Genomic DNA, 17,383 nt, shown 5'->3' on the forward strand with positions numbered 1-17,383 from the left:
GCGTCAGTTGTCCTTCTTCGCGCTCTTGTCCTCGACCACCTGCGTCTTGGACACGAGCACCGGGCGGCCCTTGAGCTGGTTGAGCGCCTGCACGAGCTGGAAGTCCTTGTCGGAGCCGAACTCCGGGAACTTGCGGTCGTTCGGGCCCTTCTTGGCTTCCTCTTCGGCCTTCTTGCGCGCCTCTTCGCGAGCCTTCTCGCGGTTGGGGTCCTTCACCTCGGGGCCCTGGCCGCTCTGAAGGTGCTTCTCGAGGTCGGCCTCGCGGGTGCGCAGCACGGCGAACACGTTGCCCTCTTCGGTCTCGTCCACCAGCACGTCCGGCACGATGCCCTTGGCCTGGATCGACTTGCCCGTCGGCGTGTAGTAGCGCGCCGTGGTCAGCTTCAGGCCGGTGTCGGGGCCCAGCGGGCGAACGGTCTGCACCGAGCCCTTGCCGAAGGTCTGGCTGCCCAGGATCTTGGCGCGGCCATGGTCCTGCAGGGCGCCGGCCACGATCTCGCTGGCGGAGGCGGAGCCTTCGTTCACCAGCACCACCAGCGGCACGTTCTTGATGCCGGCCGGCAGCCTGCGCAGCGGGTCGCTACCGGCACGGCGCTGGTAGAACTCCGGCGCGGCCTTGTAGATGAACTTGCTCTCCGGCAGCTGGCCGTTGGTGGACACCACGGTGACGTTCTCGGGCAGGAACGCGGCGGACACGGCCACGGCCGCGTCGAGCAGGCCACCCGGGTCGTTGCGCAGGTCGAGCACCAGGCCCTTCAGGTTGGGCTCCTGCTTGTAGATCTCCTGGATCTTCGCGGCGAAATCGTCGACTGTGCGCTCCTGGAACTGCGACAGGCGCAGCCACGCATAGCCCGGCTCCACCACCTTGCCCTTGACGGACTGGGTGCGGATCTCCTCGCGGGTGATCGTCACCGGGAACGAGCGGTTCTCGTCCTTGCGGTAGATGGTGAGCATGACCTTGGTGTTCGGCTCGCCGCGCATCTTCTTGACGGCTTCCGACAGCGACAGGCCCTTGACGGCGCTGTCGTCGATCTTGGTGATCAGGTCACCGGGCTTCAGGCCCGCGCGGTAGGCGGGCGAGCCCTCGATGGGCGACACCACCTTGACCAGGCCGTCTTCCTGCGAGATCTCGATGCCTACGCCGACGAAGCGGCCCGTGGTGCCCTCGCGGAATTCCTTGAAGGACTTCTTGTCGAAGTACTGCGAATGCGGGTCGAGGCTGGCCACCATGCCGGCGATGGCGTCCTGGATGAGCTTCTTCTCGTCCACCGGCTCCACGTAGTCCGTCTTGACCATGCTGAAGACGGCTGCCAGCTGCTGCAGCTCCTCCAGCGGCAGGGGCGCCAGCTGGCCACGCGCGACGGTCTGCAGCGACACGGTGGTCAGTGCGCCGGCCAACGCACCTACGGATATCCAGCCGGCAATCTTGAGTTTGTGGCTCATGAAATCTGTCCAGTCCTCTCGCTTCTTCAATATACACCTGTAAGACGTATATGACGCCGCGCTGGCCGCTCGGTTCCCGCCGGGTGGCCGATACCGATGTGAAATATGCTGCGTTTTACCCGCCGTTTACGCCTTGCCCTGGGCAGCCACCGCGGCAGCGGCCCTGGCGGCGGCTTCGGCGTCGCCGAGGTAATAGTGGCGGATGGGCTTCAGGTTGTCATCCAGCTCATACACGAGGGGGATGCCGTTGGGGATGTTCAGGCCGACGATCGCCTCGTCGGACACGTCGTCCAGGTACTTCACCAGCGCGCGGATCGAGTTGCCGTGCGCCGAGACCAGCACCCGCTTGCCGGCGCGGATGGCGGGGGCGATGGAGTCGTTCCAGAAGGGCAGCACGCGCGCCACCGTGTCCTTCAGGCACTCGGTCAGCGGGATCTGCTCCGGCTTGAGGTTGGAATAGCGGCGGTCGCCGCGCTCGCAGCGCGGGTCGTTCGGCTCCAGCGCCGGCGGGGGCGTGTCGTAGCTGCGGCGCCAGATGAGCACCTGCTCGTCACCGAACTTCTTGGCCGTCTCGGCCTTGTTCAAACCCTGCAATGCACCATAGTGGCGCTCGTTGAGCCGCCAGGAGTGGGCGACCGGCAGCCAGGTGCGGTCCATTTCGTCCAGCACGTGCCACAGCGTGCGGGTGGCGCGCTTGAGCACGCTGGTGTGGCAGATGTCGAAGTCCCAGCCCTCCGCCTTGAGCAGCTTGCCGGCGGCGACGGCCTGGGCGATGCCGGTGGGCGTGAGGTCCACGTCCGTCCAGCCGGTGAAGCGGTTTTCGAGGTTCCAGGTCGATTCGCCGTGGCGGATGAGGACGAGCTTGTGCATGACGGGCTTGCGGGAAGGAGGGGAAAACCCGGCATTTTAGAATCGCAGGCTTTGGCCGCCGAACGAAACGGGTACGAATGAAGTTCATCATCGACAACTGGGCGCTCATCCTGATCGCCATCTCCTCCGGCGGCATGCTGCTGTGGCCGGTGCTGCGCGGCGCCGGGCCGGGCAGCCTCACGGCGCCGGCCGCCGTCCAGCTCATGAACCGCAGCAAGGCGGTGGTGGTGGACGTGAGCGAGCCGGAAGAGTTCGCCAAGGGCCACGTCGTGGGCTCGCGCAACATCCCCTTCGGCCAGCTCGAGCAGAAGCTGGAGGGTTCGGTCAAGAACAAGGCGCTGCCGCTCATCCTGGTGTGCTCGACCGGCGCGCGCGCCAACCGGGCCGTACCGGTCGTGAAGAAACTGGGCTACGGCGAAGTGCAGGCTTTGTCCGGCGGGCTCAATGCCTGGAAAGAGGCTAACCTGCCCCTCGAGAAGGCTTGAAGAAGAAGTCACCATGCAGTCCGTCAAGATGTACACCACAGCGGTTTGCCCCTACTGCATCCGCGCCAAGCAGATCCTCAAGGCCAAAGGCGTCGAAGCCATCGAGGAGATCCGCGTCGACATGCACCCCGAGGAGCGCCTGAAGATGATGGAGATCACCCAGCGCCGTACGGTGCCGCAGATCTTCATCGGCGACACGCACGTGGGCGGCTGCGACGACCTCATCGCGCTCGACAGCCGCGGCGGCCTGGTGCCGCTGCTCAAGGGGGAAGCCGCCTGAGATAATCGGCGGTTTCATCCCGAGGCACCCATGGCCGAAGCCAACAACGACCCCGTTTTCCAGATCCAGCGCGTCTACCTGAAGGAAGCCTCGCTCGAGCAGCCTAACTCCCCGGCCATCCTGCTGGAGCAGGAGCAGCCCGCCGTCGACATCCAGCTGGGCGTGGAAGCGCAGCAGCCCGCCGACGGCATGTACGAGATCTGCGTGACGGCCACCGTCACCACGAAGATCAAGGACAAGACCGTGTTCCTGGTGGAGGCCAAGCAGGCCGGCATTTTCGAGATCCGCAACATCCCGGGCGACCAGATGCAGCCCATCCTGGGCATCGCCTGCCCGCAGATCGTGTACCCGTACCTGCGGGCCAACGTGTCCGACATCGTCACGCGCGCGGGCTTCCCGCCGGTGCACCTGGCCGAGATCAACTTCCAGGCGATGTACGAGCAGCAGCAGTCGGCGCTGGCGGCGGAGCAGGGCAGCCCCTCGCCGATCATCACGCAGGCATAAACGCGGTCTCATGAAGATCGTCGTGTTCGGCGCCGGTGCCTGGGGCACGGCGCTGGCCGCGAACGCCGCGGCACGGCACGACGTGACCTTGTGGGCGCGCGACGCGGCGCAGGCCGCCGCCATCGCGCAGCAGCGCGAGAACACGCGCTACCTGCCGGGCCTGCCCGTTCCCGCATCGATCGACGTGCGCGCGGACGCGCAGGACGCGCTGTGCGCCCTCGCGCAGGCGCACGACATCGCGATCGTCGCGACGCCGATGGCGGGGCTGCGCGGCATGCTGCAGGCACTCTCGGGCTGCGGCGTGCCGGTCGCCTGGCTGTGCAAGGGCTTCGAATCGGGCACGGGGCTGCTGGGGCACGAGATCCGCAACGAGGTGGCGCCCACGCTGGCCTCGGGCGCGCTCAGCGGCCCGAGCTTCGCGCAGGAGGTGGCGCAAGGCCGGCCCACCGCGCTCGTGGCGGCCAGCACCGACGCCGAAGTTCGCGATGCCCTCGTTGCCGCTTTCCACGGGCCGTCGATGCGCGTCTATGCCAACGACGATCTCGCGGGCGTTGAAGTGGGCGGCGCGGTGAAGAACGTGCTCGCGATCGCCACGGGCCTGTGCGACGGCCTCTCGCTGGGCCTCAATGCGCGGGCGGCGCTCATCACCCGGGGTCTTGCGGAAATGACGCGCCTGGGCGTGGCGCTCGGTGCCCGCGCCGATACCTTCATGGGCCTCTCCGGTCTCGGCGACCTCGTGCTCACCGCCACCGGCGACCTGAGCCGCAACCGGCGCGTCGGCCTGCTCCTAGCCCAAGGGCTCAGCCTGCGGCAGGCGGTGGATTCGCTCGGCCACGTTGCCGAAGGCGTGTACACCGCGCGAACCGTGGTGGCGCGGGCGCAGCAACTGGGCGTCGACATGCCGATCTCCCGCGGCGTGGTGGCCCTGCTCGATGGGCGCCTGAAGCCCGCCGAGGCCGTGGCGCAGCTGATGGGCCGCGACCCCGCCGCCGAAGCCGGCTAGACGGGCGGCATTGAAGCGCCGCAGTGCGCTTCCTACCCTAGCGTTTCAACAACAACGAGGGGTTCGACATGGCCATCCCGGGTTCCGTGCGGGTGCTTGCGCTCGCCTGCTGCTGCCAGCTGGCCGCGGCCGCCGACATGACCTTCTTCATCACCAGCAGGGGCCCCGGCAACGGCGGCGACCTGGGCGGGCTGGCCGGTGCGGACGCCCACTGCCAGGCACTCGCCACGGCCGCGGGCGCGGGGCAGCGCCAGTGGCGCGCCTACCTGAGCACGCAGGCGACCGAGGGGCAGCCGGCGGTCAACGCGCGCGACCGCATCGGCAAGGGGCCCTGGGCCAATTACAAAGGGGTGGTGATCGCCGCCGACGTCGACGAACTGCACGGCACCAACAAGATCAGCGGCGAGACCGCCATGACGGAAAAGGGCGGCTGGGTGCCCGGCCGCGGCGACCGCGGGCAGAACAACCACGACATCATGACCGGCTCGAACGAGCAGGGGCGGGCGTATGGGGGCGAGCGCGACCGCACCTGCAAGAACTGGACGAGCAGCGGCGAGGGCTCCGCGCAGGTGGGCCACCATGACCGCCAGGGTACCGGCAGCGACCCGCGCTCGGCGTCGTGGAACTCGGCGCACTCGTCGAGGAGCTGCAGCGCCGGCGGGCTGCGCGAAACCGGCGGCGCGGGCTTGTTCTACTGCTTCGCCGCCGATTGACGTTCGCGGTGCGCGATCAGGCCTCGAGCTTGTCGAGCGCCTCGCGCACCTCGTCCATCGACCGGGGCCGCACCACGCGCGCGACCTCCTGCCCGTCCTTCAGGAAGACGAGCGTGGGCCACAGCTTCACGCGGAACGAGCGGCCGAGCGGGCGGCCGGGGCCGTCCTCCACCTTCACGTGCCGCACTTCGGCGTGGTTGGTCATGGCACCCGCGATCAGCGGCTGCGCGGCGCGGCAGAACCCGCACCAGGGCGTGCCGAATTCGAGCACGCTGGCGCCGGCCCAGGCGTCCACCTCGGAACGCGGGGGCTCGACCGTGGCATAGCTGGTGTTCATGCAGCCATTGTCCCGTGGGCGCGGAAAACCCGTCGTAGGCCCGGGGCAAGCACGCCGGTCAGTCCAGCACCAATTGGGTCTGCGTCACCACCGCGCAGAGCTTGCCCTCGGCCGAGCGGATGCTCGTCTGCCAGACCTGGGTGGTGCGGCCGCGGTGCAGTGCGACGCTTTCGCCGGTGACGATGCTGCCCACCTTGGCGCCACCGATGAACTTGGTGCTGGAGTCGGTGGTGGTGGTGCGCTTGCCCGGCTCGAGATTCATGATCGTGCCGAGGGCGCCCAGCGTGTCGGCGAAGGCCATGTAGGCGCCGCCGTGCATGATGCCGCCGGCCGTGCACAGGTCCGGCCGCACCTCGAGCGTGGCCGTCACCTTTTCGGGCGTGGCGTCGCGCACGCGCACCCCCATCAGGCCGGGAAACAGCGGGTTGACCATCTTCTGCAGGGTTGCGACGTCGTAAACGGGCATTGCGGCTCCTCAGGGCAGGGGCTGGATGTTGCCGCTATGCTAAGCCTCATGACAAGAGCTTTCGACTTCTCGCCCCAGGCGGTGGGCGAGCTCGCCACGCGCGACGTGGCGCGGGCGCTCGCCGAGGACGTGGGTGACGGCGACCTCACCGCGGCCCTCGTGCCCGCGCAGCGCCGCGCGCGCGCGCGGGTGCTGGCGCGCGAGAGCGCGGTGATCTGCGGCGCCCCCTGGGTGGAAGAGGCGTTCCGCCAGGTGGACGCGAGCGTGCAGGTGCGCTGGCAAGTGGCCGAGGGCGCCCGCTGCGCGAAAGACCAGGTCGTGCTGGAAGCCGAAGGCCCCGCGCGCAGCCTGCTCACCGCGGAGCGCACGGCGCTCAACTTCCTGCAACTGCTCAGCGCCGTCGCCACGAAGACCGCGACGTACGTCGACGCCGTGAAGGGCACGCGGGCCCACATCGTCGACACGCGCAAGACCATCCCCGGCCTGCGCCTCGCACAGAAATACGCGGTGCGCACCGGCGGCGGCACCAACCACCGCATCGGCCTGTACGACGCCGTGCTGGTGAAGGAGAACCACATCGCGGCGGCCGGCGGCGTGACGGCGGTGCTGCAAGCGGCGCAACAGGTTGCGGCGCAGGCGGATTTCATCGAGATCGAGGTCGAGCGGCTGGACCAGCTCGAAGAGGCCCTGTCGGCCGGCGCGAAGATGGTCCTGCTGGACAACATGGACCTGCCGACGCTGCGCGAGGCGGTGCGCATCAACGCGGGCCGCGCCATCCTCGAGATCTCCGGCGGCGTGACCATGGACACGTTGCGCGCCCTTGCGGAGACGGGCGTGGACCGCATCTCCATCGGCACCCTCACCAAGGACGTGAAAGCCGTCGATTTCTCGATGCGGCTGCAAGAGCTATGAGCGCAGTGATCCCCATCGTCAACGTCGAATACGAGCAGCCGCACGGCGCCACCTGCGACACGAAGTTCGCGTGGGCTCGCGTACCCGTGGAGCCGTCGCCCGCCGAACGCGCGGCGCTCAAGGACAGGATCAAGCGCCTGCTGAAGGAGCGCAACGCGGTGATGGTGTCGCACTACTACGTGCACCCCGACCTGCAGGACCTGGCCGAGGAAACCGGCGGCATCGTGAGCGACTCGCTGGAGATGGCGCGCTTCGGCCGCGACCACCCTGCGCAGACGCTCGTCGTCTCCGGCGTGCGCTTCATGGGCGAGACGGCCAAGATCCTCTCCCCCGAAAAGCGCGTGCTGATGCCCGACCTGGACGCGACCTGCTCGCTCGACCTCGGCTGCCCGATCGAGGAGTTCAGCGCCTTCTGCGACGCGCACCCGGACCGCACCGTGGTGGTCTACGCCAACACGAGCGCCGCGGTGAAGGCGCGCTCCGACTGGCTCGTCACCTCCAGCTGCGCGCTGGACATCGTGCGGGCGCTGAAGGACAAGGGCCACAAGATCCTCTGGGCACCGGACCGTCACCTGGGCGGCTACATCCAGCGCGAGACCGGTGCCGACATGGTCTTCTGGAACGGCTCGTGCATCGTGCACGACGAGTTCAAGGCCTTCGAGCTCGCGGACCTGAAGAAGCAGTACCCCAACGCGAAGGTGCTGGTGCACCCCGAGTCGCCGGCCGACGTGGTGGCGCTGGCCGATGCCGTCGGCTCGACGTCGGCCATCCTGAACGCCGCGCGCAACATGAAGGCGAAGGAGTTCATCGTCGCCACCGACAACGGCATGATGCACAAGCTGCGCACGCTCAACCCCGGCAAGGTGTTCATCGAGGCACCGACGGCCGGCAACAGCGCCACCTGCAAGAGCTGCGCGCATTGCCCGTGGATGGCCATGAACGGGCTGGCAGGCCTCGCGAACGTGCTGGAGAACGGCGCCAACGAGATCTTCGTGGACCCGAAGGTCGGCGAGCGCGCGCGGCTGCCGATCGACCGCATGCTCGCGTTCACCGCCGCGCTCAAGAGCGGCCAGCCCGCCGGCGCGCTGGTGCCGAACATCGGCGCCGCATGAACGAGCGCGCCGCGCCGGCCGTGCCCTTCCGGCTGCAGGCGGAGGCGCTCGAACGCGCGCAGCGCCTGTTCAATGAACGCGGGGAGGTGCGCTGGTTCGGCTTCGAGGGCCGCTTCGAGGAAGGTGCCATCGTTGCCATCCGTTTCGGCGAGTTGCACGAAGGGCTGCAGGGCGGCGGCGGGACGCAGGCCATCAACGGCGGCGTGATCGCGGCCGGCTTCGATGCGGCCGTCGTGATGACGGGCCTCGGCCACTACGAGACCGACACGATCGTGACGGTGGATCTCTCGGTGCAGTTCCTTGCGCTGGCGAAGCCCGGGCCCGAGCTGGCTTGGCGTGCATGGGCCACGCGCACGACGCGCGGGCTTTGCTTCGTGCAGGCCGTCCTTGGCGATGCAACGGCGGCGTACGCATCCGCCACGGGTGTCGTGAAGCCCCTCGGCTAGCCCTTCACTTCGTGGTAAACAGCGGTCTGCCGCTACGCCAAGGAGTTGTCATGACCGTGCGCGCCGGCCGGGAGTTCCTGGCCCTTCCCGGCCCCACCACCATCCCCGACGAGGTGCTCGGCGCCATGCACCGGGCGCCGCTGGACATCTATTCCGAGGAGATGGTCGAATTGACGGCGGGCCTGCTGCGCGACCTGTCGACGCTGTTCGCGACACAGGGCCGCACGTACATGTACATCGCCAACGGCCACGGCACGTGGGAGGCGGTGCTGTCGAACCTGCTGTCGCGCGGCGACAAGGTGCTGGTGCTGGAAAGCGGCGTCTTCGCGATGGCGTGGGGGCAAGCCGCACGCGCGATGGGCGCCGAAGTCGAGGTACTGCCCGGCGACTGGTCGCGTGCCGTGCGCGCCGAGGAGGTCGAGGCGCGGTTGCGTGCGGACCGCGGCCACACGATCAAGGCGGTGCTGCTCGCGCATGTGGACACCGCATCGGGCGCCATGAACGACGTGCCCGCCATCGGCAAGGCGATACGCGCGTCAGGGCACCCTGCGTTGTACGTCGTCGATGCCGTTGCATCGCTCGCATGCATGCCCTTCGAGATGGACAAGTGGGGCATCGACGTTGCGATGTCGGCGTCGCAAAAGGGCCTGATGACGCCGCCGGGACTCGGTTTCGTCGCCGTCAACGAGCGTGCGCGCGAGGTCCATCGCACCGCCGGCATGCGCACACCGTACTGGGACTGGACGGATCGCGAGGGCGCCGAGCACTACCGCAAGCACGCCGGCACGGCACCCGTGCACCTGATGTTCGGGCTGCGGCGCGCGGTGGACATGCTGTTCGAGGAGGGGCTGGAGAACATCTTCCTGCGCCACAGGCTGCTGGCCGAGGCGGTGCGCCGTGCGGCCGCGCAGTGGTGCGAGGGCGGTGCGCTGAAGTTCAACATCCGCGAGCCGTCGCAGCGTTCCGACACGGTCACAACCTTGCTGATGGATGATCCCGTCCCGCTGCGCCAGTACTGCAAGGAGAAATGCGGCGTGGTGCTCGGCAACGGCATCGGCGCGTTGCAGGGCAAGGCTTTCCGCATTGCCCACATGGGGCATGTGAACGCGCCGATGATCCTGGGCACCCTCGGCGTCGTCGAGATGGGCCTGAAGGCCCTGCGCATTCCGCACGGCACCGGCGGCGTCGAAGCCGCGATCGGGTTCCTGGGCGACTCGGTCGCGCCTTGATCAGCGCGCTGGCACCAGCGTGGTCGGCCGCGTGTGGGGCACCGACTGCGGATAGTCCCGGCTGAAATGCAGCCCGCGGCTTTCATGCCGCGCCTGCGCGCTCCTGACGATCAGCTCGGCGACCGTCACCAGGTTGCGCAGCTCCAGCAGGTCGCGGCTCACGTGGAACGCGCTGTAGAACTCCTGGATCTCCTGCTGCAGCAGCTTGATGCGGTGCGAGGCGCGCTCCAGGCGCTTGTTGGTGCGCACGATGCCCACGTAGTCCCACATGAAGCGGCGCAGCTCGTCCCAGTTGTGCGAGATGACGACGGATTCGTCGGCGTCGGTCACGCGGCTGTCGTCCCATGCGGGCACGGCAGGCGGCGGCGGCAGCGGTGTCGCGCGAACGTCGGAGGACGCGGAGTTCGCGAACACCATGCACTCCACGAGCGAGTTGCTCGCCAGCCGGTTCGCGCCGTGCAGCCCCGTGTACGCTGTCTCGCCGATGGCGTGCAGGCCCTGCAGGTCGGTTGCGCCGTTCAGGTCCGTGTGCACACCACCGCACGTGTAGTGCGCCGCGGGCACCACCGGAATCGGCTGCTTGGTGATGTCGATCCCGAGGTCCAGGCAGCGTGCGTAGATGTTCGGGAAGTGCTCCCGGACGAATTCGGGCGGCTGGTGCGAGATGTCGAGGTACACGCAGTCGAGGCCGTGCTTCTTCATCTCGAAGTCGATCGCGCGCGCCACCACGTCGCGCGGCGCGAGCTCGGCGCGCTTGTCGTGGCTGGGCATGAAGCGCGTACCGTCGGGCAGCAGCAAGCGGCCGCCCTCGCCACGAACGGCTTCGGTGATCAGGAAGTTCTTGACGTTCGGGTGGTACAGGCACGTCGGGTGGAACTGGATGAACTCCATGTTCGTCACCCGGCAGCCCGCGCGCCACGCGGCGGCGATGCCGTCGCCGGTGGCCGTGTCCGGGTTCGTCGTGTACAGGTAGACCTTGCCCGCGCCGCCGGTGGCCAGCAGCGTGTGCGGCGCGCGGTAGGTGACGACCTCGTCCTGCTTCTCGTCGAGCGCGTAGAGGCCCAGGCACCGGTTCGGGCCGTCGATGCCGAGCTTGTGCGAGGTGATCAGGTCCACCAGCATGTGGTGCTCGAACACCGTGATGTTCGGCGTGCGGCGCACGTGCTCGATCAGCGTCTGCTGCACGGCGGCGCCGGTGGCGTCGGTCACGTGCACGATGCGGCGCGCGCTGTGGCCGCCTTCGCGGGTGAGGTGCAGCTCGCCGTTCTCCAGCGAGAAGGGCACGCCCAGCTTGCGCAGCCATTCCACGCTCTCGGGCGCGTGCTCCACGACGAAGCGCGTGGCCTCGGGGTCCGACAGGCCCGCGCCCGCGACGAGCGTGTCGTCCACGTGGCTGTCGAAAGTGTCGCCCTCGGCCATCACGGCGGCGATGCCGCCCTGCGCCCAGCCGCTGGAGCCGTCGCTCATGGCGCGCTTGGTGAGCACGGCCACGCGGTGCGTCGGGGCGAGGTGCATCGCGGCGGAGAGGCCGGCGAGGCCGCTGCCGACGATCAGCACATCGAAATCGCGGGGGACCGGGTTGCTCATGCGGGTTGGTACGCCAGGCGCACGTAAATCGGTGCGTAGGCTTCAGCCTGCGTCACTTCGATCAAGGTCTCCTTCGCCAGCTCCAGCATCGCGATGAAGGTGACGATGAGCACGGGCACGCCCTTGGTGAGCTCGAAAAGTTGCTCGAACTCCACGAACTTGCGGCCCTGCAGCTTCTTCAACACCATGCTCATGTGCTCGCGCACCGACAGCTCCTCGCGCGTGATCTTGTGGTGCTGCACGAGCCTGGCACGGCGCACGATGTCGCGCCACGCCTCCTGCAGGTCGACCACGTTGACGTCGGGGAAACGCGGCTGCAGCGACTGCTCGATGTACACCTGCGCGCGCAGCACGTCGCGGCCGATTTGCGGCACCTCGTTCAGGCGCGCGGCGGCCAGCTTCATCTGCTCGTATTCGAGCAGGCGGCGCACCAGCTCGGCGCGCGGGTCCTCGGCCTCCTCGCCCTCCGCCGTCTTTTTCGGCGGCAGCAGCATGCGGCTCTTGATCTCGATCAACATCGCCGCCATCAGCAGGTACTCGGCGGCGAGCTCGAGGTTGCGTGTGCGGATCTCGTCGACGTACACGAGGTACTGGCGGGTGACCGCCGCCATCGGGATGTCGAGGATGTTGAAGTTCTGCTTGCGGATCAGGTACAGCAGCAGGTCCAGCGGGCCTTCGAAGGCCTCGAGGAACACCTCCAGCGCGTCGGGCGGGATGTACAGGTCCTGCGGCATGGCGAACAGCGGTTCGCCGTACAGGCGCGCGAGCGCCACCTGGTCGACCACCTCGGGGATGCCGGGGATCTCGGGCTGCGGCGGCTGGGGCAGCTCGGTGTCGACCGTGGAGTCGCTCACGTCTCGACTCAGTCTTGCGACGGGTCGGTGCCGTACACGTACGGCTTCTGCGGGACCTTGGCTTCCTGCCACTCGCGGATCGCTTCGCGGTCGAGGTTCTTGTCCCACCAGATGGCGCGGCCGGCGCGCTGGCGCGATTCGAGGCTGGGGTCCTGCGACTTCAGCTCGGAGATGAACTGGGTGACGTCGGACTCGTAGTCCTCGCGGCGGAAAATTCGGAGCAACGACATGATTCCCGGATTTTACCCGGCCACCTCGGGAGAGGCCTGGTTGTGCGCCAGCTCCGCGGCGAACCCCGCCCGCTCGATCACTTCCTGCGGCTGCTCGTGCAGGTTCTCGATGAAGAGCGTGCCCTTGCGCCCCAGCACCGCCTTGTGCAGCTGCCGCAGCGAATCCAGGCCCGAGGTGTCGAGGTGGACGAGGCGCGAGGCGTCCAGCACCACCACCGGCTGCTCCGGCCCGGCCTCCACGGCCTGCACCACCTCGTCGATCTTCGCCACAGCGCCGAAGAACAGCGAGCCGTAGAGGCTGAACATGATGAGCGCGCCTTCGCGCTTGACCAGCTCCACCGAGAACAGCGAGCTCATCTTGCGCACGAAGAGGCCGCACGCCGTGACCAGCCCCACCTGCACGGCGACCGTGAGGTCGAACACCACGGTGAGCAGGAATGTGCCCAGCATCAGCACGCGGTAGTGCGTGCTGTACTTCTTCATGTGCGCGAACTCGCACCACTCGCCCATGTTCCACGCGACGAACAGCAGGATGCCGGCCAGCACCGACAGGGGCACGAGCAGCGCGAGCGGGGCCGCGGCGAGGACGATGATCGCCAGCGTGATCGCATGCACGATGCCCGCGACGGGTGTCGTCGCACCGGCGCGGATGTTCGTCACGGTGCGCGCGATCGTGCCGGTGGCCGGCATGCCGCCGAAGAAGGGCACGACGAAGTTGGCGACGCCCTGCGCCATCAGCTCCTGGTTGGGGTCGTGCCGGGGCAGGGTCGACAGCTGGTCGGCCACGCGCGCGCACAGCAGCGACTCGATCGCGCCGAGCAGGGCGATGGTGATCGTCGGCGTCACCAGCAGCTTCACCGTCGCCCACGAGAACTCCGGCAGCACGAACGCGGGCAGCCCTTGCGGGATGCTCCCGAATTTCGTGCCGATCGTTTCCACCGGCAGCTGCAGGAACCACGCGAGAGCCGTCAGCGTGACCAGCGCCACGACCGGCGCCGGCACGCGCCGGTTCAGGCGCACCGTGGCGTGCATGCCGGGCAGCGGCACCGCGGTCTTCAGCGGCGACTGCTCGTGCCACAGCCGGGGCCACGCGAACAGCCCGAGGAAGCACAGGGTCCCGAGCGCGAAGGCGTACGGGTTGAACGTGTCCAGGTGCTGCGCCATCACCTTCAGCTGCGTGAAGAAGTCGGCGGGCATCTTCTCCACCTCCAGCCCCAGCCAGTCCTTCAGCTGCGATACCGCGATGAGCACCGCGATGCCGTTGGTGAAGCCGATGACGATGCTCACCGGCACGTAGCGCACCAGCCGCCCGAGCTTGAGGAAGCCGAGCACGAACAGCAGCACGCCCGCGCAGCTGGTGGCGATCATCAGGTTCGCCAGGCCGTAGCGCTCCAGGATGCCGTAGACGATGACGATGAACGCGCCGGCCGGCCCGCCGATCTGCACGTTGGAGCCGCCGAGGCCCGCGATCAGCAGGCCGGCGATGATGGCGGTCCACAGGCCGGCCTGCGGGGTGAGGCCCGACGCGATGGCGAACGCCATCGCCAGCGGCAGGGCGACGATTCCGACCGTGATGCCCGCGCCGGCGTCGTGCACGAAGCGGTCGCGGTCGTACCCGCGCAATGCTTCGACGAGCCGCGGGCGGAAGACGAGGGAAAAAGGCATGGACTCTCCGGGATGAACTGCAACGTGGGAACGTTCAGCCCGGCTCCGGAGGCCCGCAGTGGTGCAGGCGCGTGATGAAGCGCTTGCGGCGCGAAAGGGGCATAGGCGGTGTCGCCATCGCCCCAGTGTAAACCCGGCTTACTTCTTCTCGTCCTTCGACGGGGTGACCACGTCGACGACGGCGCCGACGGCGGCCCCGGTGAGCTTGACCGCGCCCACCGCCGCGCCGACGGCCATGTCGGCCACCGTGACGACGGCGCAGCCGCAAAGGAGGAGAGCAAGGGTGGCTGCGGCCAGGATCTTCATGCGCGGCATCCTAACCAGCCCATGTAAAGCTTCAACGAACGCGCGACGGCGCATCTCGTCTCGCGGAAAGGGCAGGCGGCACTATCCGAAAGGCTGGTTACCGGCACGTCCTGAATGCCTAGCATGGGCCTGCCCCGGGATGGCCTGGGCGAGGAGAACCCATGAACCGACACCTGACCCATCTCGCGGCGCTCGGCCTGGCCGCGGCCCTGCTTGGCGGCTGCGCCTCGCAGCCCGTTCCCGCGGCGCCCGCCGCGCTCACGCGCGAAGCCCAGGCTGCGCTCACCCCCGACGCCGTGCTGCAGCGGCTGCAGGAGGGCAACCAGCGCTTCACCACCGGCCGCCAGGCGCCGCGTGACCTGAAGATGCAGATCAAGGCGACGGGCTACGGCCAGTACCCGATGGCGTCCATCGTTAGCTGCATCGACTCCCGTTCGGCGCCGGAACTCGTCTTCGACCAGGGCATCGGCGACGTGTTCGGCGTACGCATCGCCGGCAACTTCGTCAACGAGGACATGCTGGGCAGCCTGGAATTCGCGTCCAAGGTCGCGGGCGCGAAGCTCATCGTGGTGCTCGGCCACACGAGCTGCGGCGCCATCAAGGGCGCATGCGACGACGTGGCCCTGGGCAACCTCACCGGCATGCTGGGCAAGATCAAGCCCGCCGTGCAGAGCGTTGCCTACGCCGGCGAGCGCAGCAGCAAGAACGAGCAGTTCGTCGAGATGGTCGCCGAGGCCAATGTCCGCCGCACGGTGCTGGATATCCTCAACCGCAGCGCCGTGCTGCGCGAGATGGCCGACAAGGGCCAGCTGCGCGTGGTGGGCGCGATGCTGGACGTGAAGACCGGCGAAGTGCGCTTCTACTGAGCGCGCCCTTCAGCGCACGCGCATGCCCGGTTTCGCGCCGGGCCACGCGCCCAGCACGAAGATGCCGGGCTCGGCCTTCTCGTCGCCGTGGCTGGCCGACAGCACCATGCCCTCGCTCACGCCGAACTTCATCTTGCGCGGCGCCAGGTTGGCCACGACGACGACCAACTTGTCCTTCAGGTCCTCGGGCTTGTAGGCCGAGGCGATACCGGAGAACACGTTGCGCGTCTTGCCTTCGCCGACGTCGAGCGTGAGCTGCAACAGCTTGGTGGAGCCTTCCACGGTCTTGCAGTCGACGACCTTGGCGATGCGCATGTCGACTTTGGCGAACTCGTCGATGTTGATCGACGGGGCGATCTCTTCGCCACCGGGCGCCGCGGCGGGCGCGGCTTCTTCGGCCGGCGCCTCGAGCAGCGCTTCCAGCTGCTTCGCGTCCACGCGCTGCATGAGGTGCTTGTAGTCGCCCACCTGGTGGCCGGCGCCCAGCGGCGCGGCGGCGTTGTCCCAGGCCAGCGGCTGGCACTTCAGGAACGCCTCGGCCTGGGCGGCGAGTTCGGGCAGAACGGGCTTGAGGCAAGCCGTGAGCACCTTGAACGCTTCGATGCACTCCGAGCACACCGCGGCAGCTTCATCGCGCTTGTCTTCCTTCACCAGCTTCCACGGTGCGGCGGAGTCGAAGCGCAGGTTCACCTCGTCGGCAAACGCCATCACCTCGCGCAGCGCCTTGCCGTACTCCCGCGTCTCGTACAGCAGCTTCACGCTTTCGAGCAGCTTCTGCGGCGCGAAGCGCGAGACGTCGCTTGCCACCAGCTTGCCGCCGGGGATGAACTTCACCGCGCGGCTGGCGATGTTGACGTACTTGCCGATGAGGTCGGAGTTGACGCGGGCGACGAAGTCTTCCGGGTTGAAGTCGACGTCCTCCACCTTGGCATTGAGCTTGGCCGCGATGTAGTAGCGCAGCCACTCGGGGTTCATGCCGAGCGAGAGGTATTTCAGCGGGTCGATGCCCGTGCCGCGGCTCTTGGACATCTTGGCGCCGCTGACGGTGATGAAGCCGTGCACGTTGACCTGGCTGGGCACCTTGCGGCCGCTGAACTGCAGCATCGCGGGCCAGAACAGCGTGTGGAAGTACACGATGTCCTTGCCGATGAAGTGCACCTGCTCCACGCCGGGGTCGGCCACGAACTGCTCGAAGCTCGCGTCGGTGCGCGACGCGGGGTCCCAGTGGTTCTTCGCCTGGCCCTTGTCGAAGTGGTTCTTCAGGCTGGCGAGGTAGCCGATGGGCGCGTCGAGCCAGACGTAGAAGTACTTGCCGGGTGCGTCCGGGATCTCGATGCCGAAGTAGGGCGCGTCGCGCGAGATGTCCCAGTCGGCCATGCCGGCCTCGAACCATTCGCTGGCCTTGTTGGCCACCTCCGGCTGCAGCTTGCCGTCCTGCGTCCACGACTTGAGGAAGTCGACGACCTTGGGCTCCGAGAGCTTGAAGAAGAAGTGCTCGGACGAGCGCAGCTCGGGCGTCGCGCCCGTGAGCACGGAGTAGGGCTTGATCAGCTGCGTGGGCGAGTAGACCGCGCTGCAGTTCTCGCAGCTGTCGCCGTACTGGTCCGGCGAGTGGCAGTTGGGGCATTCGCCCTTGATGTAGCGGTCGGGCAGGAACATGCCCTTGACCGGGTCGTAGAACTGCTCGATGGTGCGCGAGGTGACGAGGCCGCCTTCCTTCAGGCGCTTGTAGATGCCCTGGGCAAGCTCGGTGTTCTCCGGGCTGTCGGTGGAGTGCCAGTTGTCGAAGCGGATGTGGAAGCCGTCGAGGTATTCCTTGCGGCCCGCGGCGATCTCGGCCACGAACTGCTGCGGCGTCTTGCCGGCCTTCTCGGCCGCGATCATGATCGGCGCGCCGTGCGCGTCGTCGGCGCCCACGAAGTGCACCATGTGCCCGCCCATGCGCTGGTGCCGCACCCAGATGTCGGCCTGGATGTATTCCATGATGTGGCCGATGTGGAACTTGCCGTTGGCGTACGGCAGGGCGGTGGTGACGAAGAGCTTGCGCTGGGTCATGGTTTTCTCAAGGGGGAACC

20 protein-coding genes are annotated in these 17,383 nt (G+C 68.1%); 10 read left to right on the forward strand and 10 right to left on the reverse strand.

Annotated features, from left to right (window positions below; genetic code table 11):
• Nucleotides 1-3: 3 nt before the first annotated feature.
• Together H8R02_RS13150 and gpmA are read right to left on the reverse strand one after the other, a co-directional pair.
• Entirely contained in the window at nucleotides 4-1,443 is a 1,440-nt protein-coding gene (locus H8R02_RS13150; RefSeq protein WP_187081881.1) for a S41 family peptidase, read from the reverse strand.
• 126 nt (nucleotides 1,444-1,569) lie between these two features.
• Nucleotides 1,570-2,313, reverse strand: coding sequence for a 2,3-diphosphoglycerate-dependent phosphoglycerate mutase (gene gpmA / locus H8R02_RS13155; protein WP_187081882.1), 744 nt, complete (start codon nucleotides 2,311-2,313; stop codon nucleotides 1,570-1,572).
• A 77-nt stretch (nucleotides 2,314-2,390) separates the two neighbouring features.
• Here gpmA and H8R02_RS13160 point away from each other — a divergent pair, with 77 nt between their 5' ends.
• The 5 genes from H8R02_RS13160 to H8R02_RS13180 all read left to right on the forward strand — a co-directional run bounded on the left by H8R02_RS13160 (nucleotide 2,391) and on the right by H8R02_RS13180 (nucleotide 5,298).
• The gene (locus H8R02_RS13160) at nucleotides 2,391-2,798 is read left to right on the forward strand and encodes a rhodanese-like domain-containing protein (protein ID WP_187081883.1); all 408 of its coding nucleotides are present in this window, start codon (nucleotides 2,391-2,393) and stop codon (nucleotides 2,796-2,798) included.
• Between the two features lie 13 nt (nucleotides 2,799-2,811).
• Complete coding sequence (gene grxC, locus H8R02_RS13165; RefSeq protein ID WP_187081884.1) at nucleotides 2,812-3,078, forward strand: glutaredoxin 3; 267 nt, start codon at nucleotides 2,812-2,814, stop codon at nucleotides 3,076-3,078.
• 30 nt (nucleotides 3,079-3,108) lie between these two features.
• The gene (gene secB / locus H8R02_RS13170) at nucleotides 3,109-3,582 is read left to right on the forward strand and encodes a protein-export chaperone SecB (protein WP_187081885.1); all 474 of its coding nucleotides are present in this window, start codon (nucleotides 3,109-3,111) and stop codon (nucleotides 3,580-3,582) included.
• Between the two features lie 10 nt (nucleotides 3,583-3,592).
• A complete protein-coding gene (locus H8R02_RS13175) occupies nucleotides 3,593-4,585 on the forward strand; it encodes an NAD(P)H-dependent glycerol-3-phosphate dehydrogenase (RefSeq protein WP_187081886.1) in 993 nt (330 codons plus the stop codon).
• Nucleotides 4,586-4,653: 68 nt separating this feature from the next.
• The gene (locus H8R02_RS13180; RefSeq protein WP_187081887.1) at nucleotides 4,654-5,298 is read left to right on the forward strand and encodes a hypothetical protein; all 645 of its coding nucleotides are present in this window, start codon (nucleotides 4,654-4,656) and stop codon (nucleotides 5,296-5,298) included.
• Between the two features lie 16 nt (nucleotides 5,299-5,314).
• Here H8R02_RS13180 and H8R02_RS13185 read toward each other — a convergent pair whose 3' ends face one another.
• Complete coding sequence (locus H8R02_RS13185; RefSeq protein WP_187081888.1) at nucleotides 5,315-5,635, reverse strand: thioredoxin family protein; 321 nt, start codon at nucleotides 5,633-5,635, stop codon at nucleotides 5,315-5,317.
• 58 nt (nucleotides 5,636-5,693) lie between these two features.
• The gene (locus H8R02_RS13190) at nucleotides 5,694-6,101 is read right to left on the reverse strand and encodes a PaaI family thioesterase (protein ID WP_187081889.1); all 408 of its coding nucleotides are present in this window, start codon (nucleotides 6,099-6,101) and stop codon (nucleotides 5,694-5,696) included.
• A gap of 48 nt (nucleotides 6,102-6,149) precedes the next feature.
• On the opposite strand from H8R02_RS13190, the gene nadC reads away from it, so the two are divergent.
• Genes nadC through H8R02_RS13210 form a run of 4 tightly spaced genes read left to right on the forward strand, consistent with a single transcriptional unit; the run spans nucleotide 6,150 to nucleotide 9,800 of the window.
• A complete protein-coding gene (nadC, locus tag H8R02_RS13195) occupies nucleotides 6,150-7,013 on the forward strand; it encodes a carboxylating nicotinate-nucleotide diphosphorylase (protein WP_187081890.1) in 864 nt (287 codons plus the stop codon).
• On the forward strand, nucleotides 7,010-8,125 hold the full coding sequence (nadA, locus tag H8R02_RS13200; protein WP_187081891.1) for a quinolinate synthase NadA: 1,116 nt from the start codon (nucleotides 7,010-7,012) through the stop codon (nucleotides 8,123-8,125). The genes nadC and nadA overlap by 4 nt, the downstream gene beginning before the upstream one ends.
• Nucleotides 8,122-8,571 (forward strand): PaaI family thioesterase, encoded by a 450-nt coding sequence (locus H8R02_RS13205; protein WP_187081892.1) that lies wholly within the window; start codon nucleotides 8,122-8,124, stop codon nucleotides 8,569-8,571. Before nadA ends, H8R02_RS13205 begins: the two co-directional genes overlap by 4 nt.
• A 50-nt stretch (nucleotides 8,572-8,621) precedes the next feature.
• A complete protein-coding gene (locus H8R02_RS13210) occupies nucleotides 8,622-9,800 on the forward strand; it encodes a pyridoxal-phosphate-dependent aminotransferase family protein (RefSeq protein WP_187081893.1) in 1,179 nt (392 codons plus the stop codon).
• Here H8R02_RS13210 and nadB read toward each other — a convergent pair whose 3' ends face one another.
• From nadB to H8R02_RS13235, 5 genes are all read right to left on the reverse strand, one after another.
• Nucleotides 9,801-11,387, reverse strand: a complete 1,587-nt coding sequence (nadB, locus tag H8R02_RS13215) for an L-aspartate oxidase (protein WP_187081894.1) — start codon at nucleotides 11,385-11,387, stop codon at nucleotides 9,801-9,803. It lies immediately after the preceding gene.
• Entirely contained in the window at nucleotides 11,384-12,214 is an 831-nt protein-coding gene (locus H8R02_RS13220; protein ID WP_222622480.1) for a segregation and condensation protein A, read from the reverse strand. The genes nadB and H8R02_RS13220 overlap by 4 nt, the downstream gene beginning before the upstream one ends.
• A 35-nt stretch (nucleotides 12,215-12,249) precedes the next feature.
• Nucleotides 12,250-12,471 (reverse strand): DUF3460 family protein, encoded by a 222-nt coding sequence (locus tag H8R02_RS13225; RefSeq protein ID WP_187081896.1) that lies wholly within the window; start codon nucleotides 12,469-12,471, stop codon nucleotides 12,250-12,252.
• Between the two features lie 12 nt (nucleotides 12,472-12,483).
• Nucleotides 12,484-14,136: a SulP family inorganic anion transporter gene (locus tag H8R02_RS13230; RefSeq protein ID WP_187081897.1), complete on the reverse strand. Its 1,653-nt coding sequence runs from the start codon at nucleotides 14,134-14,136 to the stop codon at nucleotides 12,484-12,486.
• 138 nt (nucleotides 14,137-14,274) lie between these two features.
• Nucleotides 14,275-14,442 (reverse strand): hypothetical protein, encoded by a 168-nt coding sequence (locus tag H8R02_RS13235; protein WP_187082072.1) that lies wholly within the window; start codon nucleotides 14,440-14,442, stop codon nucleotides 14,275-14,277.
• Between the two features lie 161 nt (nucleotides 14,443-14,603).
• Between H8R02_RS13235 and H8R02_RS13240 the strand changes: the two genes are divergently transcribed.
• Nucleotides 14,604-15,308, forward strand: coding sequence for a carbonic anhydrase family protein (locus tag H8R02_RS13240; RefSeq protein WP_187081898.1), 705 nt, complete (start codon nucleotides 14,604-14,606; stop codon nucleotides 15,306-15,308).
• A 9-nt stretch (nucleotides 15,309-15,317) separates the two neighbouring features.
• Here H8R02_RS13240 and metG read toward each other — a convergent pair whose 3' ends face one another.
• Nucleotides 15,318-17,363: a methionine--tRNA ligase gene (metG, locus tag H8R02_RS13245; RefSeq protein ID WP_187081899.1), complete on the reverse strand. Its 2,046-nt coding sequence runs from the start codon at nucleotides 17,361-17,363 to the stop codon at nucleotides 15,318-15,320.
• Nucleotides 17,364-17,383 lie beyond the last annotated feature (20 nt).

The organism is Ramlibacter albus, assembly GCF_014297445.1.
GTDB classification, from domain to species: Bacteria; Pseudomonadota; Gammaproteobacteria; order Burkholderiales; family Burkholderiaceae_C; genus Ramlibacter; species Ramlibacter albus.

Coding starts and splice junctions, on each gene's coding strand:
- H8R02_RS13190 (WP_187081889.1), bottom strand. CDS start 6,101: ATGCCCGTTTACGACGTCGCAACCCTGCAGAAGATGGTCAACCCGCTG.
- H8R02_RS13235 (WP_187082072.1), bottom strand. CDS start 14,442: ATGAAGATCCTGGCCGCAGCCACCCTTGCTCTCCTCCTTTGCGGCTGC.
- H8R02_RS13160 (WP_187081883.1), top strand. CDS start 2,391: ATGAAGTTCATCATCGACAACTGGGCGCTCATCCTGATCGCCATCTCC.
- H8R02_RS13150 (WP_187081881.1), bottom strand. CDS start 1,443: ATGAGCCACAAACTCAAGATTGCCGGCTGGATATCCGTAGGTGCGTTG.
- nadC (WP_187081890.1), top strand. CDS start 6,150: ATGACAAGAGCTTTCGACTTCTCGCCCCAGGCGGTGGGCGAGCTCGCC.
- H8R02_RS13210 (WP_187081893.1), top strand. CDS start 8,622: ATGACCGTGCGCGCCGGCCGGGAGTTCCTGGCCCTTCCCGGCCCCACC.
- H8R02_RS13230 (WP_187081897.1), bottom strand. CDS start 14,136: ATGCCTTTTTCCCTCGTCTTCCGCCCGCGGCTCGTCGAAGCATTGCGC.
- H8R02_RS13185 (WP_187081888.1), bottom strand. CDS start 5,635: ATGAACACCAGCTATGCCACGGTCGAGCCCCCGCGTTCCGAGGTGGAC.
- grxC (WP_187081884.1), top strand. CDS start 2,812: ATGCAGTCCGTCAAGATGTACACCACAGCGGTTTGCCCCTACTGCATC.
- gpmA (WP_187081882.1), bottom strand. CDS start 2,313: ATGCACAAGCTCGTCCTCATCCGCCACGGCGAATCGACCTGGAACCTC.
- metG (WP_187081899.1), bottom strand. CDS start 17,363: ATGACCCAGCGCAAGCTCTTCGTCACCACCGCCCTGCCGTACGCCAAC.
- H8R02_RS13205 (WP_187081892.1), top strand. CDS start 8,122: ATGAACGAGCGCGCCGCGCCGGCCGTGCCCTTCCGGCTGCAGGCGGAG.
- H8R02_RS13175 (WP_187081886.1), top strand. CDS start 3,593: ATGAAGATCGTCGTGTTCGGCGCCGGTGCCTGGGGCACGGCGCTGGCC.
- H8R02_RS13225 (WP_187081896.1), bottom strand. CDS start 12,471: ATGTCGTTGCTCCGAATTTTCCGCCGCGAGGACTACGAGTCCGACGTC.
- H8R02_RS13180 (WP_187081887.1), top strand. CDS start 4,654: ATGGCCATCCCGGGTTCCGTGCGGGTGCTTGCGCTCGCCTGCTGCTGC.
- nadB (WP_187081894.1), bottom strand. CDS start 11,387: ATGAGCAACCCGGTCCCCCGCGATTTCGATGTGCTGATCGTCGGCAGC.
- H8R02_RS13240 (WP_187081898.1), top strand. CDS start 14,604: ATGAACCGACACCTGACCCATCTCGCGGCGCTCGGCCTGGCCGCGGCC.
- nadA (WP_187081891.1), top strand. CDS start 7,010: ATGAGCGCAGTGATCCCCATCGTCAACGTCGAATACGAGCAGCCGCAC.
- secB (WP_187081885.1), top strand. CDS start 3,109: ATGGCCGAAGCCAACAACGACCCCGTTTTCCAGATCCAGCGCGTCTAC.